General features: G+C 72.4%; 15 protein-coding genes. 4 read left to right on the top strand and 11 right to left on the bottom strand.

Annotated features, from left to right (window positions below; genetic code table 11):
- Nucleotides 1-418: 418 nt before the first annotated feature.
- From ACIRO3_RS26065 to ACIRO3_RS26050, 4 genes are all read right to left on the bottom strand, one after another.
- On the bottom strand, nucleotides 419-1,300 hold the full coding sequence (locus tag ACIRO3_RS26065) for a hypothetical protein (RefSeq protein WP_404140855.1): 882 nt from the start codon (nucleotides 1,298-1,300) through the stop codon (nucleotides 419-421).
- A gap of 10 nt (nucleotides 1,301-1,310) precedes the next feature.
- On the bottom strand, nucleotides 1,311-1,874 hold the full coding sequence (locus ACIRO3_RS26060; protein ID WP_404140853.1) for a papain-like cysteine protease family protein: 564 nt from the start codon (nucleotides 1,872-1,874) through the stop codon (nucleotides 1,311-1,313).
- Nucleotides 1,875-2,056: 182 nt separating this feature from the next.
- Nucleotides 2,057-2,374 (bottom strand): hypothetical protein, encoded by a 318-nt coding sequence (locus tag ACIRO3_RS26055; protein WP_404140852.1) that lies wholly within the window; start codon nucleotides 2,372-2,374, stop codon nucleotides 2,057-2,059.
- Between the two features lies 1 nt (nucleotide 2,375).
- On the bottom strand, nucleotides 2,376-2,855 hold the full coding sequence (locus ACIRO3_RS26050; protein ID WP_404141190.1) for a molybdopterin cofactor-binding domain-containing protein: 480 nt from the start codon (nucleotides 2,853-2,855) through the stop codon (nucleotides 2,376-2,378).
- Between the two features lie 231 nt (nucleotides 2,856-3,086).
- On the opposite strand from ACIRO3_RS26050, the gene ACIRO3_RS26045 reads away from it, so the two are divergent.
- Complete coding sequence (locus ACIRO3_RS26045) at nucleotides 3,087-3,458, top strand: amphi-Trp domain-containing protein (protein WP_404140850.1); 372 nt, start codon at nucleotides 3,087-3,089, stop codon at nucleotides 3,456-3,458.
- Between the two features lie 218 nt (nucleotides 3,459-3,676).
- Here the strand turns inward: ACIRO3_RS26045 and ACIRO3_RS26040 are convergent, their stop codons facing one another.
- The 4 genes from ACIRO3_RS26040 to ACIRO3_RS26025 form a co-directional block, all read right to left on the bottom strand.
- Nucleotides 3,677-4,162, bottom strand: a complete 486-nt coding sequence (locus ACIRO3_RS26040; protein WP_361782204.1) for a hypothetical protein — start codon at nucleotides 4,160-4,162, stop codon at nucleotides 3,677-3,679.
- Nucleotides 4,159-5,337, bottom strand: a complete 1,179-nt coding sequence (locus ACIRO3_RS26035; RefSeq protein WP_404140848.1) for a molybdopterin-dependent oxidoreductase — start codon at nucleotides 5,335-5,337, stop codon at nucleotides 4,159-4,161. Before ACIRO3_RS26035 ends, ACIRO3_RS26040 begins: the two co-directional genes overlap by 4 nt.
- Nucleotides 5,338-5,731: 394 nt before the next feature.
- A complete protein-coding gene (locus ACIRO3_RS26030; protein WP_404140846.1) occupies nucleotides 5,732-6,868 on the bottom strand; it encodes a hypothetical protein in 1,137 nt (378 codons plus the stop codon).
- A gap of 103 nt (nucleotides 6,869-6,971) precedes the next feature.
- On the bottom strand, nucleotides 6,972-7,271 hold the full coding sequence (locus ACIRO3_RS26025; RefSeq protein WP_365997116.1) for a hypothetical protein: 300 nt from the start codon (nucleotides 7,269-7,271) through the stop codon (nucleotides 6,972-6,974).
- 149 nt (nucleotides 7,272-7,420) lie between these two features.
- Between ACIRO3_RS26025 and ACIRO3_RS26020 the strand changes: the two genes are divergently transcribed.
- Complete coding sequence (locus ACIRO3_RS26020) at nucleotides 7,421-8,953, top strand: helix-turn-helix domain-containing protein (protein WP_404140844.1); 1,533 nt, start codon at nucleotides 7,421-7,423, stop codon at nucleotides 8,951-8,953.
- A gap of 44 nt (nucleotides 8,954-8,997) precedes the next feature.
- On the opposite strand, the gene ACIRO3_RS26015 is transcribed toward ACIRO3_RS26020, so the two are convergent.
- A complete protein-coding gene (locus tag ACIRO3_RS26015; RefSeq protein WP_404140842.1) occupies nucleotides 8,998-9,906 on the bottom strand; it encodes a hypothetical protein in 909 nt (302 codons plus the stop codon).
- Entirely contained in the window at nucleotides 9,896-11,479 is a 1,584-nt protein-coding gene (locus tag ACIRO3_RS26010) for a protein kinase domain-containing protein (RefSeq protein WP_366146987.1), read from the bottom strand. Before ACIRO3_RS26010 ends, ACIRO3_RS26015 begins: the two co-directional genes overlap by 11 nt.
- Before the next feature lie 736 nt (nucleotides 11,480-12,215).
- On the opposite strand from ACIRO3_RS26010, the gene ACIRO3_RS26005 reads away from it, so the two are divergent.
- Nucleotides 12,216-12,779 carry a hypothetical protein gene (locus ACIRO3_RS26005; protein WP_404140839.1) on the top strand — a complete coding sequence of 188 codons (564 nt, stop codon included), beginning with the start codon at nucleotides 12,216-12,218 and terminating at the stop codon, nucleotides 12,777-12,779.
- Nucleotides 12,780-12,832: 53 nt separating this feature from the next.
- Here ACIRO3_RS26005 and ACIRO3_RS26000 read toward each other — a convergent pair whose 3' ends face one another.
- Nucleotides 12,833-14,224 (bottom strand): PLP-dependent aminotransferase family protein, encoded by a 1,392-nt coding sequence (locus ACIRO3_RS26000; RefSeq protein ID WP_404140838.1) that lies wholly within the window; start codon nucleotides 14,222-14,224, stop codon nucleotides 12,833-12,835.
- Nucleotides 14,225-14,342: 118 nt separating this feature from the next.
- Between ACIRO3_RS26000 and ACIRO3_RS25995 the strand changes: the two genes are divergently transcribed.
- The gene (locus tag ACIRO3_RS25995) at nucleotides 14,343-15,002 is read left to right on the top strand and encodes a YitT family protein (protein WP_404140836.1); all 660 of its coding nucleotides are present in this window, start codon (nucleotides 14,343-14,345) and stop codon (nucleotides 15,000-15,002) included.
- Nucleotides 15,003-15,280 lie beyond the last annotated feature (278 nt).

Here is a 15,280-nt window from a genome sequence, read left to right as displayed (position 1 = left end):
GAGAAGATCGGCCGGTCTCCGCCGGCACGGCCGGCGTCCCGGACTCCCACGAACGACTCCGGGGCTCCTCGGCGGCCCCTTACGCTGCCAACAGGGTCGCTACGGCCGACTCGTCGGCGGCGAGCGCCCGGGCTCCCGGCGGCGCGGGCAGGTCGGCTGGGCCGGGGCCCGCTGCGGGGCTGACGCCGATGACGGCGAGTGGAAACCGGCCGGGCAGGGCTACCGCGCCCACGAGACTTCCCGGTCACCAGGGCCGAGGGCGGGCCGGTGTGGATACGTTCCGGCCATCGCGAAGGCGAAGCCTGGGATCACCTGCGTGGCGCCGGCTGCGCACGTCGCCCCGTCCAGACCTGATGCCGGGACGGAGCGACGGGGCTTACGGACGGGGCTTACAGGGCTGGGCGTACGGGGGCGGGGCTCAGCGGGTGCTTGCGCGCCGGCGCCGGAGGAGGAGGGCGGCTCCGCCCGCGAGGGCGAGTGCCGTGCTGGAACCGCCGGCGAGGAGCAGGGTGGAGGGCGAGGCGTCGCCCTCCGTGGGTTCGAGGCTGTAGCCGCTGGAGTAGCCCTGGGTGTCGTACTCCGAACCGGGCAGCTTGTCGGCGTACCGGGCCTTGACCAGCTTCTGGTAGTCGCTGAGCGATACCGACGCCTGGCCGCCCAGTCCTTGCCGGGCCTGCTCGTTGAGTGGTTCGACGGTGAGCAGCCTCAGCTGGTACCAGCCGCGGATCTGCGGCTCGGTGAAGACCAGCGTGCCCGCGGTTGCCCTGCCGGCGTACGAGGCGTCGCCGTCGCCGTCGCGCACTGCCGCCAAATGCCAGCCGCCGCCTTGGGTGGGGGCGAGCATGACGGTGGCATTGCGGCCGTTGACGGTGGCGCTCAGCGAGGAGACCAACTGCGTCATCTTGACCGCCTTGGCGGGCAGCGGCTGGTCGGTGCCCGCGACGAACCCGGGGGTGATCTCGTTCAGTGCCACCGGGTCCTTGATCGTGAAGACCGGGAGGCCCTGGCACGGCTCGGCCGTGTCGGGGATCGGTTGTACCGGCCCGTCGGCGGCGCCGGTGGGTACCGGAGTGCGCAGGAAGCGGCAGACGGTGTCGCGCACGTCGGTGGACCTCACCGCGTCGAGAGCCGCCTGGTAGTCGGGGATGTCGGCCGGGAGCGGGTCCTTGGCCGGGGCCGCGTGGGCCGGGCCGACGACGGACAGCAGTGCGGACGCGCTCAGTGCGATGACGATGGACAGTCGGGAGGAGCGAGGGTTCGCCCGCTTGTTGGACATTACGGTGCCGCTGGTGTCGCGCATGTCGCCTGCCTTAGCGGGAGATACCGATGCGGGAGTGGGTCCACTTGGACGTGCTGTTGCTCACGTAGTCGTTGTAGTTCCACCACGTGTACGTGGTGGTGTCCGGCCACGGGTCGGCCACGGCGATGGTGGTGTTCGACGTGTCGAAGCCGTAGACCACGTTCATGTGGCCGCCACCGGACGTCCATCCGATGCGGGCGCCGATCGGACGGGCCGCCTTGACGTCGGTGTACACCTGGTTGAACGTGGCGGCGCTGTTCAGGCCCGAGCCGGTGTGGGTCATGCCGAGGCTGTTCCAGCCCTTCGCCATGTCGTCGAGCGTGGCGGGCTGGTTGTTGCAACCGTAGTAGGGCTGGGCCCGGTTGCAGAAGTCCGTCTGTGTGGAGCCGAAGCCCTGGAACTTGGCGATGGTCAGCCCGGAGGCGACCCAGCACCACTGGGACTTCTCCTGTTTCAGCATGCCGATGTTGTCCTGACCGGCTTCCGCGTGGGCCGTGCCTCCCGCTGCCGCGAGCGATCCCAAGGCGGCCAGCGCGATGGCCGCCGCCGTGGATCCGTACCTGAACCTGCCCATTTTCCTGCCTTCCCCTGATGGGTACAACGAGATGAACGGGGCAATCTGGCAGGAATATGACAGCGCATCATGACGAGGGCACATAGGGGCCAGGCGGGAAGTTCCCCCCTACTGATGATTTGTCGGGTCATCATGCGGGGCGTTGTGCCAGGCCGGATGGCGGTGGTGCCCCACCGACGGTGCTACTCAGGTCCAGGGTCGGTCGAGCGGCCGTCCGTGCTCCCGGGCGCGGGCGACGTCGGCGGCCGGCGCAGGGTGACCATCAGGTACGCCGCGGCCGTGAGGAGCGGCCCCACGAAGGTAGCCGCCAGACCCAGCGCTTTGACGCTCCGCCATGTCGTATTCACGGTGGGGCGGCAGACCCGGTCGCAGTGCCACTCGGTCGCCCAACCCGTCCTCGCGGCAGCCAGAACGGCGCACCCGATGAGGAAGAGCGCGATCCCCGACCAGAACATCCTGCGAGCGGCGCTCTCATAGCCGCGCGAGTGGCTGTCCACCATGTCAACACAGTGCCACCGATGACGCTTCGCCGGCAACGCCCACGGCGACGGCACCGCGCCCCCGCCGGCCTCGCTCAATCCCCGTCCACCAGGGACCATGAAGTGCCCGGGTGCCCGCGCCGTGGAGATTGTCACGCTGCAGTATCGTTTGCCGCCCTGCCGCCCCGTCGCCTTGCCGCCTTGCCGATGCGCGTCGCAGTCCCGCCCGGTTCGCGCGTGTCCGCCGCTGGGGGGCGCGCACCACCGCAGTCCCCCACGACGTCGTTCCGCTGGACCGGCCGGCCCAACTGGCCGAGGGGTACGCGCTGTCGCCGACCTCCACCGTGACGTGATCCACGTCCACGCGCAGGGCGTCGGCGGCGATCCGGGCCAGGACCGTGCGCGCACCGGTACCGATGTCGACCGCCGCGGTGCGCACGGTGTAGTGGCCGGGGCCGTCGGTACGCGCGCTCGCCCGAGAGGGGAACCGGTACTGCGGAATGTTCCAGGGCGGCGGCCCCGGCCCGCGCCTGCGGGCGGACTCTCGCCTGTCTCCGCGGTTCCACGCTACGCCCCTACTGGATCGTTCGCCCGACGAGCCGAACCGTCCCGCGAGGCCATGGACCGATCCGCGCGCCAGTGGTCGGGGCCGCGCGTCTCACGAGGATGTCCGATTCCTCACGTGGCCGCAGAATGGGAGCCATACGCCCTTCATCCCGGATTGGAATGAAGCATGACGGATCTCAAGTTCGAGCAGAAGCGCTCACTGTCACGCCTCGAGGCGGCTGACCAGCTCACGGCGCTCGCGGCCATGCTGAGGAAAGGCGGGGATGCCGAATTGGAACTCGGCCCCGGCACGCTGAGCCTGCGGATCCCCGACGATCTCCGCAGCGAGATCGAGGTCGAGGTCGGCGACGGGCAGATCGAGCTGGAGATCGAGTTCAAATGGCCGACCTCGACGAGCCGCCCCGCCACCGCGCAGCCGGCCGCGGGCACGGAGAAGGCTCCGAGGCGGAAGACCGTTCCTGCCGCCAAGCCCGGCCGGGGCAACGCGAGCTCCGGCAGGAGCAAGGGCGTCAAGCCATCCGCCGCGGAGACACCCTGAGCGAGCCGACACGATGACCCGCCTGCTCCGCGACTACGCGCGCGCACTGGCGGCGTGAGCAGCACGTCCGCCTTCAAGGTCGCCGCCGGGGCCGCCACCGCCGAGGACCTCCCCCTGCTCTGGGCCGCCCACCGGATCGGGCGTCCGGCTGTCGCTGGGGCGCGGGGCGGCCGTGGTCCTGCCCGATCCGACTCCCTCGACGTACGTGGTGGCCGGCATCACCCTCCCGCCGCTCCGCGCAGGTCAGGGCGCAGCCGGGTCCGTACGATCAGGACGATCGCGGAGGCGATGAACAGGGCGGCGGTGATGAGGAGCCAGCGGGCGAGGAAGCCGTCGGCGGACAGGGCGGTGTAGGCCGTGTAGTGCCCGCCCTGCTGCAGGATCAGCGGCCACCAGACGAGGAACAGGACCCCGGCGATGAAGAGGGGGACGCGGAGGTGGTTCACGCTCGGACGCGGCCCGGGCCCGGACTCGGCGGTCCGGCCACGGAAGAGGCGCTGGACGGCGCGGTCGGTGAGCGAGTAGGCGGGGAGCAGGACCAGGTCGTGGAGGAGTGCGGCGCCGACGAACCAGATCGCGACGCCGACGGTGTCGCCTTCGAGGAGGCGGATGCCGGCGTAGAGGGCGAGGGCGAAGCAGGCCAGGGTGAGCAGGAGATGGAGCGGGGAGGCGCCGTAGCGGGCTCGGAACGTGCTCCGGTTCATGCGGGTTCTCCGAAGGTGAGGCGGGTGACCCATTTCGTGTTGTGGACGCCCGGGGCGGCCGGGATGATCACACGGGCCGGGTAGCCGTGGTCCGGCGACAGATCCGCCCCGTTCACGCGCAGGGCGAGGAGCGAACGGTCGTCGCGGGCCTGGTTGGGGGCCAGGACGACCGAGGAGAACGACCCGCCGCGTTGGACGGACTCCACCAGGACCTGCGGGGTGGCCGTGCCGAGTCCGACGAGCGCCGCGAGGTCGGTGAGGCGTACCCCGGCCCACTGCTGGTCGGGGGTCGACCAGCCCTCCACGCACGCGATCGGCAGCGCCGCCTCGCGCTGGGGCATCGCGAGCAGCGCCTCCCGGGTCAACACCTCCTCGCGGCCCGCGCCGCGTACCGTGAGCCGCCAGGCGGGTCCGATGTCGCCGGGCCGGATCCCGCTGGAGGCCGCCGTCTTGTTGATCTGGAAGCCGTTCGGGCCCGTACCGGGGTCGCGGCCGTGCGGAGCCAGCAGCGCGGTCTTGCGCCACCGGCCTCCGATGCTCTGGCCGGCCGTGACCGCCAGCAGGGCCAGCGAGCCGGCGCCCACCATCGCGACCGCTCCCCGCCGGGAGATCGTCGGCGCCGCCGGACGGGGCGAGACCAGCCCGGCCGCTTCCGCCGAGCCCGCCGCGGGCTGCCACCCCCGGCCTGCCCGTACCGCTCGCACGGCGCGTGGCAGCCGGAAGGCGACGTGGACGACGAACGCGGCCATGAACACCCAAGCGCCGTAGAAGTGCAGGGTGTAGAAGGAGCCGGGGAAGACGTAGTCCAGTTGGATGTTCAGGATCCCGGTGACGAACGTGAACCCTGCCCCGCCCACGAGCAGCAGGAGCGAGATCCGTTCGAGGGCGTGGGCGGCCGAGCGCAGCGGCGGCCACTCGAACAGCTTGGGGATGACCGACCACAGCTTGGCCAGGAGCACCGGGACGAGGACCACGCCGAGCACGGTGTGCACGCCCTGGGTCAGCCGGTACAGCCAGGACGGCGAGGTGGGCCAGGTGAACAGGTAGAAGCCGAGCACGCCCTTGTCCGGCGTCTGGTCGTTGCGCGGGGCGAGATCGGGGTTGTAGGCCGCGTACGACAGAAGACCCGTCACGAACAGCACCACGACCCCGACCAGCAGCACCAGACCGAACACGCCCGTCAGCCACGGCCCCCGCAACGGGCTGTGCCAGAACCCCGCACGGGACGGGCCCGGCGGCGGACCCGCCGCCCTCGCCCGATCGATGGCGCCCCGCACCCGCTCGGCGACCGGCGTGTGCGGGGGGCCGGTGGGCGTCCCGGAGGCGGGCGGCCGGCCAGGCACGCCGTCCGGCCGGTCACTCTCGTTGCCACTTCCATCCACCCGGAGCATCTCCCTGCGTATCCGGCTCATCGGGCATGAGCGTCCGGGAGAACATCCCGCACGCGAACCCTTCCCGGACACGTGACACGCGGCGCCAACCGGTCGAGGAGGCGTCAACCGGTCGAGGAAAAGATCCGCCCCTCTCGCGCGCGGGTAATCCCGCGTGCTCGGGCGCCCGGCCCGGACCTCACCAGCTGTCGGGCCCGTGTCGGCGGATCCACCGTTGGTGGTCGTTGAAGGACAGGTGCGCCGTCGAGACGCCGGTGCTGCGGTAGAACTTCAGTCCGGCGTCCCAGATCGCGCCGTACGCCGCGCCGTTCTCGTCGTGCGTGCCCAGTTCCCGCAGGCAGCGGGACGCCCCGTACACCGACCAGCCACCCAGCGGGAGCACGGCTTCGGCCAGGTCCTCGGGTGACACGTTCAGGTAGGGCTGGAGGCAGACCGTCCAGATGTGCGTCGTGTCCAGCGTGCTGTCGGGGCCCTTGGCGGTGTGCCGCCCGAGGATCTCCATCCGCAGGGGGGTCTCCGGCGGCGTGCCCCGCGTGGGCCGGGCGGCGTCGAGGCCGGCGAGGCGTGCCAGTTCACGTGTGGCGCCCTCGTCCGGGTCGGACCGGCCGGCCATCGTGTGGTGCAGGCGCTTCCACGAGCGGTCGATGTCCGCGGTGGTGACGCTCTGCACGACCGGGACGAACTCCCGCAGCACCTCCCATACGGCCTGCCGCTCCGAGGCGAAGGACGCGGGCGCCTCTTCGAGGTGGTGGATCAGGGAGGAGGCGAGCATGCGGGCCTCGGTGCGCTGGTCGTTGTCCTCCAGGTCGTCGTGCCGGACCGAGCGCCGCCACCTGTGCAGGACGTCGGCGGCGAGCGTCCACTCACCGGCCGCCCCCAGGATCCGTACGAGGTGGAACAACTGCTCGTACCCGTGGGCGCGTCCCGTGGCGCGGCCGGCGTCGAGCCGGTCGGCGAGCCGGGCCGCGATCGCCGGGACCCGCTGCGCGTGCCCCGTCCTCAGGGCGTCGTCGGCGGCCCACACCAGGTTCTCGGCGTGGGCCCGGTCCGGGTCGCCGTAGGCCGGGGAGCCGTTCAGCCGGGCGTCGAGTTCCACCCGCCTGGCCTCGTGCTGCCAGGGTTCGGCCAGCCGGGTCGTGACGACGGGGGTACCGCACTCCGGGCAGGTGCGCGGCCGGCGGTCGGACGGGTGGTCGGGACCGCCCCGCCCGCACCCGTCGAAGGGACAGATCCAGCCCAGGCCCGCGGCGCCTCGGGGCGGTTGGTAGCCGTGGCGCGTCGGCGGCAGGGTCGTGCGCCTTGTGAACAGTCCCATCGGTGCCTCTCGTGCGGTCGGGTCCGCCGTGCGGGCGGCGGGTTCCGCGTCGTGTGTCAGGTCCTCACGCCGGTGCGGGCGCCGGGGGCGTCGCCCTCCGCGGCTACCGGCGCGCCGGCGCCTCCTCGTCCGTCTCCCGGCGTCCTCGGACGATCCGGCCGCTGCGGCTGTCGCGCGGGACGCCCCAGCGGGAGGCGGGCTTGCCGGTGGCCAGCCAGTACACCAGGACCGCTTCCCACACGAGGGCCTTCACGGCGGTCGTGGCGAACCATTCGGGGCTGATCAGGATGATCTTCAGCGGCAGTCCGCTCCACCCGGAGTAGCCGGTCCGATGGGTGAGGACCCAGATCGACACCATGACGCCCAACACGTGGAGCAGTCCGATCACACCGCCGAAACCCATGCCCGGCTCCCTTCGCTCGGTTCCGAACTCGCTTGCCTACTCGCCTCATTGCAGATCACGAGTGCCCCCAAGGATGAGGGAACGGGCATCTCGGAGGTCACCATTTCTGTAGGCTTTCGCCATCAGATCTGTTCGGCCCGGGGGGCGCGTTGACCTACGCACTCGGCGAGCTCAAAACCGCCGCGGACACGATGCGCGTCCTGCGCGGACAGGTGGAGGAACGTCTGGGGCCGATCAGCGACGAAGCGCTGGCGAAGCGGCTGGACATCAGCGCCGGCGCGCTGCGCAGCTACGCCATGGGCAGGACGATGATCAAGCCGGCGGTGCTGAGGGCGCTCGCCGAGCTCGCCGGCGTCCAGGTCTCCCGGGTGTACGCCGAGATGGGTTGGCTGCCCCGCCACGAGGTCTCGGCCCTACGGCAGTCGGATCTGCCGGAGCAGTTGCGGGCGGCGACGACCGCGGTGGCGCGGCTGAGCGAGAGCCTGGACGGCCTGGTCTCGCAGGACACGGGGCGCGCCGCGCTGCTGGCGGCCGGGGCCGTGCTGGGCGACGAACGGGCCGCGACGCGTTTCGAGGTGCGGCTGCGTGCCCTGCGGTCGGGCGCCCGCTGCCCCGCGCCGACGACTCTCGTGGCCGAGTTCACGCCCGACGACAACGCCCGGCCCCTGACGGCAGACACCCTGACGGACCGCGCTCTGGCGGTGGGCTTGCAGCCGGTGTCCGAGACGCCGCGGGATACCGACGGGTCCGACACGACGAACTCTCGACACCGGCTCTTCCAGGCGGAGTTGGAGGTGGTGACCGCCGAGGCGCTCTCCCGGGCCGGCGACTGCAGTTGGCAGGGGGAGCCGGGGACGACGCTGTGGCAGCCGGTGTGTCGACGCTGGCCGACCCATCTGCTGGTCCAGCACGTGCTGACCGGCCAGCCCTTCGCCGACCGGCTGCCCTGGCTCTCGAACGACGGACTGCCGGTCGTGGTGATCGGCGCCGACTACTCGATCGGCCCCACGGCCGCATTGCTGGCCAGAGCGCTGGGGTGGCGCTTCGTACCGGTCTCCTCGGCCACCGCGTTCGACTCCGGTCGTCTCGTCCGATCGCAGTCCCTCGCCCAGGCGACCCGGCGCCGGCAGGGCTGGAGCGCCGCCGCGCGCCGGGCGGGCGCCTTGGCCGAGCCGGCCGCGCCCTGGCCGGTGGTGATGCTCGTCCGGCCGTACGTCTTCGGCGATCAGGACGCCCATGACACGGCGACCCGTCACCTGCTGCGGGACGTCCGGGCGCGCATCGTGTACGCCCGACCCTCGCCCGTGCACCTGGACTGGTGGGCACGCCGGCGGCGGCTCACCGCGCGCGGCACCCAGCCGGCGGAGGCCTGGAAGGCGGACATCCTCGGGGCTCTGACGCGGGTCGAGGAGGTGCTGGCGGAGCGGAGCGCGGCCTTGGGGCCCGATCACGACCTGCGTCTGCGGCTCGCCCCACCGTCCCCGTCACCCGACGCGGCGGACCCGCTGCTTCCCGACGCCCTGACGGACAGCCACTTCGACGCGGCCGCCCTGTGTCTCCGGTGGCTCGACCGGGTGGCGAACACGGGCCGCCCATCGCTGCTGCGGGAGCTCCGGCCGTCCGCCCTGCGCGACCATCTGCCGCGTACGGACGCCTCCGGCGGGACGGTGACGCGCTGGTGAGGCGGTGCGGTGGCGTCCGCCCGGTCAACCGGCCCGTCATCCCGTCAGGCGGGTCGGCGCCGCTCCAGCAGCTCTGTCAGACGGGGGCTCACCTGCCCGGCGGCGGCGAAGTACCCGGCGGTGACGCGGTTCTTCGCCGCCATGAACGACTCGCTGTCCAGGTAGGGCGTGTCCTCCAACCGCTCTGCCCAGGGCCACGGTTGGACGTCCTCGATCACCGCCATCGGGCGCCCGTCGGCGCTCCGCGCCCCGGCCAGGATCTCCCGCAGCCGGAAGAGGGTGTGCCGGGGGTCGACCGGTTCGGTGCCCCACAGCTCGCGGTGGCGGGCCACGATCCGTGGGAGCGTCCAGCCGTCCGCCGTCGGCCGCGGCACGTTGGTGACCAGCGGCCAGGCCAGTGCCGCGGCCATGGGCAGCAGCCGGTCACCGCTCACCCGCAGCACGGGGAGGCAGGTCGTGCCACTGGCGGGGGGCGCCTCCAGCGCCGGGGCCGCGGCGAACAGCCGCACGGCCAGGGTGCGCGGGACGCCGACCGGGTCGACGACGACTTCGTGCGCCGGTCCCGCGAGCCGCAGACCTCCGGGAGGGGGAACGGCGCCGTCCACGAGCAGGTCCATCGCGCCGCGCCCGGCTCGGAGGTGCACGGCGCTGCGGGCGACGGCCAGCACGAGGGCGACCGCCGGCACACTGCGTCGTACCCCCGGGCCGAGGGACAGGAACACGCCGGGGCCGGCCGGTGGCGTTCGCAGCCGGGACGGGCGGCCGATGAGGTAGCGGTCGCCCTCCTGCAGGGGCACGTCCCGCGGGCCGGACGCGCCGGCCGGCACCACACCGGACAGCACCCCGACCGCGTCGTCCGGGTTCACGGGTACCGTCTGCGCAGCCCCGGCTCCGGCCCCGATCGTGGTTCCGGTTCCGGTTCCGGCCTCGGCCCCGGCGCGGTCATCCCGCATGCCCGTCACGTCCCTCCCTGCGCACGACCTGGATCATGACCTCGATACCGAGGGTGTTGACGCCCGGGAAGCAGAACCGCCCCTCGTCGTCGACCATCTTGAACCGCTGCCGGTAGACGGCCGGCCAGCCGGGGGCGCGCACCGGGATCAGCACGGTGGCGACGGAGCCCGGCGGGGTCTCGGGCACGTCGAAGCGTTCGCCGCGCAGCCGCACGGTCTCGGTCCCCGTGGCGGGCGCCATGGCCTGCAGCCGCCTGCCGCGCCAGGCGACCGTTCCGCAGTTGCGGATGTGCAGCGGGAACTCCCCCTGCTCCCAGGGGGCGAGTTCGATCAACGAAGGGGTGTCCTCGTGCTGTTCGCTGCGGTCCCCCGGCAGGGGGTGGCGGGAGCCGCGGGGAAGGCCGTCCAGGCCGAGCATGTCGCTGCCGCGGGCGCAGAGGTGAAGGTAGCGCAGGTACCCCTGGGCACCGGTGATCCGGTCGACGACGGAGACGATGTCGAAGGGCGGTTCGCGCCAGCCCATCTCGTACGCCCACAGTCCGAGGGGGCTGGTGCGGCCCAGCAGTTCCCGCTGGCTCGCCAGCCGGCGGCGGGTCATCGGCCAGTTGCCGTGCCGCCGGTGGTGGCGCATCTGGGCGCCCAGCTCGTGCCAGGGCGTGGGGCCGGCCTTGCGCGGGTCGATCCTGCCGAGCTTCAGCGTCCGGGCGGGTGCGTGGCTGAACGCGTCCTCCACGGCTCCCAGCAGGGCCCGGGTGTCACAGGTGGGGCGGGTCACCTCGCCCGGGACGGGAGCGATGTGCAGGGGCCAGCGCAGCGCCGGGTCGCGGTGCCAACAGCCGATGAGGATCTCCCAGAGCCGGGACCCCGCGGCGCCCGTGGCCGCCCGGAACGGCGCGGGGTCGGGCAGCGCGTCCCGGTCCCGGATGGCGGCGACGGCGGCCGCCGGGTCGGATCCGAAGGGGTGTACTCCCGTGAGCAGGAAGTACACCGTGGAGGCCCAGGAGAATACGTCCGAGGGCGTGTAGGCGGTATCGAGCCGCAGTTGCTCGGGCGAGGCGAACGCGACGCTGTAGCCGGTGAGGCGGGTGTGCGTGGCCTCCGCGGAGCGGGCGATGCCGAAGTCGATCAGCACGGGGGCCGGGCCGCCGGTGTCGTTGCGCAGGACGACGTTGTGCGGCTTGACGTCGAGGTGCGCCACGGGAGCCGCGTGGACCTCGCTCAGGGCTCGCAGCAGGCCGAGGACCGTCTCCCGGGCGAGTTCCCCGGTCAGCGGGCCCCGCCGGGTCACGTACCGGTCCAGGGTGGTGCCGTCGATGTACTCGAACGCCAGGTAGGGAGGGTCGCCGTCGGGGTTCCCGGCGAGCAGGCGCACCACGCCGGGATGTTCGATGCGCCGTACCAGGGCGGCTTCCCGGGCGATCCGGCGTCGTGCCTCGGCGGGCGCGGCGCCCAGGCCGTGCCATGCCTTGAGGGCGACGCAGGTGCCGTCGGGTCCCGTGGCCCGGTACACCGAGGCCTGCCCGCCGTGGCCGAGTTCGGCTTCGAGCCGGTACCCGTCGATGGTGCGCTCCACTGGCGTCACTCCCCCGTCCGCGGGCCGCGCGGCCGGCGCCGGGCCCCAGTATGGCCGGATCGGGGCGGGCCGGGAGGGCGGTTCGCTCCGGAAATGCCGCTGCCGCACCGGTCGACGGTGCGGCAGCGACGAACGGGGCGGGTGGGATCAGAGGTTCCACGCGAGAGTGGAGGGAGCGTTTCCGGGGGCGAAGGGGTCGTTCCCGGGGGCGAAGGGGTCGTCCACGTCCTCGGGGCCGTGCCCGACACGGTGAGTGGGCGGGGCGGGTGCGAGCGGTGGCGCCGGGGAGGATGTCCTGCGGCAGATGTCCATGGGTGCGTGTCTCCGGTTCGGTCGGACGGTGGGACAGCGGCGCGCCCGCCCGAACAACATCCCGTATGCCGAAACGGCCTTCCATCAACGGCCGTTGAGGCCGCGACCGCCCTTGGACTCCGTCGACACGATTACGACGATCGTCCGCTTGACGGGACGGGTCGGCGAGGACGACCGTATGAACTCGCCACCGCCCGTACGCGGGCGATCACCGACTGAAGGGGGTACCGCCATGGCGTGTGCTTGCACGAACGCGGGTCGGACGAAGTGCGCCTGGTGCAAGGAGGCCGAGCACCTGCGCAGACCGCCGTCGGGACACAACTGCCAGTGGGGCAAGTGCTCCTGACCCGAGAGGGGGCGTGACCAGGTACTGGCGGCCCTCGGTGTGTCATCGGGTTCCCGGGGCGCGCTCTACTGTGTGGGCGTGAAGAGACTGATCGAGATGGAGATCGCCCGGCACGACTGGGGGGCCATGCTGTGCGGGTGCGGCGGCTCGGCGGAGCACCTGGCCGAGGATCTCCTGCGGCTCGCGGGCAGGGGCCCGTCACGGGAGCCGAGCCACGTCAGCTTCGAGGAACACGTCTGGTGTCCGGTGATCCTTTGGGAGCCGGCTCCCGCGGTGACCTCCGTCGCCCTGGCGGCCCTCGCCGACGATGTGGCACCGAAGGCTCGCGGATGGTTCCTCGATCTCCTTCAGTGCACGGTGGCCGGCGAGGGCACGGATTGGGGGTCCGCCGGACGAGGACTCGATCTTCCGGAGCTGTGCCGAGGCCTCGCCGTGCAAGGCATCTGGCTGCTCTACGAGGAGGTGATGGCGAACCGGTCACCCGGGGACGCCGGCGTCGCCTTCGAGATCCTCACGGTGGTGGAGCCGGACCGGGTTCGCCTGCAAGGTGTTCGGGAGGTCGCGGCCGACTGGTTGCCGGTGTGTTGCCGGACGGGTCTGTGCGATGACGACCTGCTGTCGCAGAGCACTGACCTTGCCTGACGCGCGTTCCGGGGCCCGTTCGGGGCGCACGCCGGCCGGGGCGCCGTCGACGCTCATGCCAGGGGTGCGGGGGTGTGGGTTCCGGTGGCGCCCCGGACGAGCGCCTGTTCCGCCCGGGCGAGCCTGCGGATCGCCTGGGCGATCCGGCTCGGAGGGAGCGTGTACGGCAGCCGGATGTTGCGTTCGAACGCGCCTCCCACACCGAACCGTGGTCCCGCCGCGATGGTCACTCCGTGATCGGGCGCGATGGCGGCCAGCCGTGAGCTGACGGGCTCGGGGAAGGTCGCCCACAGCGTCACGCCGCCGGCCGGTTGCGGGGCGTTGACGTCCGGCAGGTGTTCGGCGAGTGCTTGCCTCAACGTGTCGCGTTGCGCTCCGAGTTGCCGCAGCGCGTCGGGCCGCCGGGTTTGGTCGTCGTTCAACAGGACTGCTGTCGCGAGCTGTTCGACGACGGGAGTGCCGAGGTCCAGGGCGGGGCGGGCTTGTTCGACGCGTTCCAGGATCGAGGGCAGCGCGCGAATCCAACCTGTGCGCAGGCCTCCCCAGACGCTTTTGGACACCGAGCCGATGCTGATGGCCGCCGGCATGTGCAGTGCGAGGGGTTCGGGACTCGGGACGTCGAGAGCCAGGTCGGCCATGGTCTCGTCGACGACCGTGGGGCATGCGAGCCTGAGTTGTCGGCGCGTGCTCGTGGGCATGCACATCCCGGTCGGGTTGTGGAAGTCGGGTATCAGGTAGGCCAGGTTCGCGACCCGTCCCGCCGCCCGGAGTTGCTCGGTGTCCCAGCCGGACGGGGTCACCGCGACGGGCAGGAGCCGTGCGCGCGCGTCGACGAAGGCCTTGATCGCGTGTGGGTAGGTCGGATGGTCGATGAGGACCCGGTCGCGCGGCGACAGGAGTACGCGCGCCAGCAGCGCGAGCGCGTGCTGGGCGCCGCTGGTGATCAGGATGTGATCCGCCGAGGTGGGCAGCCCTCGCCGTTGGTACCACCGCGCCACCGCTTCGCGCAGCTCCGCGGTGCCGTGGCGGTCGTAGCCGTGCCGCTCGAAATGTCGTGGCAGCTGTTCGAGAGCGGTCGCGAACGCGGCGTGGAGGATTTCGACGGGCGCGGCCGGCGCGGCGACGGACAGGTCGATGGTGTCCTTGTCCGTGCCGGCCGGGTAGGCGGGCCTGATGTCGTCGGGCAGCCGTACCGTCGCCCTCGTGCGTGCCTGGGTGGCGAGGTATCCGTGCTCGACCAGCGTACGGAACGCGGTGCCCACCGTGGTTCGGCTGCTGTCGAGCGCCGCGGCCAGGTCCCGCTCGCCGGGCAGCGCCGCGCCAAGGGAGAGGCGGCCGTCCAGGATCAGCAGCCGCAGTCGGTCGGAGAGGCGCTGGTGCGCCGGCCCCGGCCCTTCCCGCCACGACCCCAACATCCGTGCCACCGCGTGCGAGCTGATCTTCACCAGACCAGCTTAGTCAATCTGGCCATGGAACCCAGGTCCAGATGGCACGGAGGATCGCCCCATGACATCTCCCGCCTCAGTGGCACGCCCCTGCGTCCCGGCTCCTCACGATCCGCCGGTGATAGCGCGCATGAACGCGTTCGCCCAGGTCCGGGCGCCCCGGAAGGCGCGTCGGATCCCCCAGCTCCTGTTCGGTCTGGTGGGGTACGGGGCCGCCGTCATGCTGCTCGTCCAGTCCGGGCTCGGCGCGGCCGGCTGGAGCGTACTCGCCGAGGGTGTCGCCACGTCCCTCGGGATCTCCTTCGGTTGCGCGACCAACTCGATCTCGTTGCTCGTGCTGCTTGCCTGGATACCGTTGCGAGAGCTGCCCGGACTCGGCACGCTCCTCAACGTCGCGATCGTCGGGTTCGCCGCCGATGCCACCGCGGCGGTGCTCCCCCACCCGCAGGGGGCATCGGCAGAGTTCGGCTGTCTCGCCCTCGGCCTCGTCGCGCTGGCCTTCTTCGACGCGCTCTACCTCGGCGCACAGTTCGGGGCGGGGCCACGCGACGGCATCATGACCGGCCTCGTTCGGCGCACTCGGCTGCCGATCGCCGTCGTGCGGACCGGCATCGAGGTGGTCGTCGTCGGCGTCGGCTGGCTTCTGGGTGGAACCGTCGGGATCGGAACCGTGCTGATCGCCCTGTGCGTGGGTCCGCTCGTAGGACGCTTCCTGCCGCTCGTGGCGGTTCGCCTTCCCGCGGTTGTCACACACGGCGCAGCCGATGACCGCGCGTAGGCCCTCGGCCGTCGCTTCACCGCGGCGCCCGACCCCCTCCGGTACGGCGCGCCGCCCGGCGGACAGCAGCGACCCGGCCGGCACGACCCCCGCGCCCGTGCGCCTCCTCCACGTGACGGCACGGGGGAGGGGGCCACCCAGCGGGTGCGCGCGACAGGGGGCTGTTCTAGCGTCGAAGGAGGGGAGGAACCCCATCCCGCAGTTGTCGGTGCGGCCACCGGGGTCCGGTCCCCGCACCCCGCTCCGCCCGACGCGCTCCCACACGAGTCCGGCGACCA

This window comes from Streptomyces sp. NPDC102278, from assembly GCF_044766345.1.
Classification (GTDB): Bacteria; Actinomycetota; Actinomycetes; order Streptomycetales; family Streptomycetaceae; genus Streptomyces.
The sequence above is the reverse complement of the archived record's forward strand: the minus strand, read 5'-3'. Positions and strand labels throughout refer to the sequence as shown.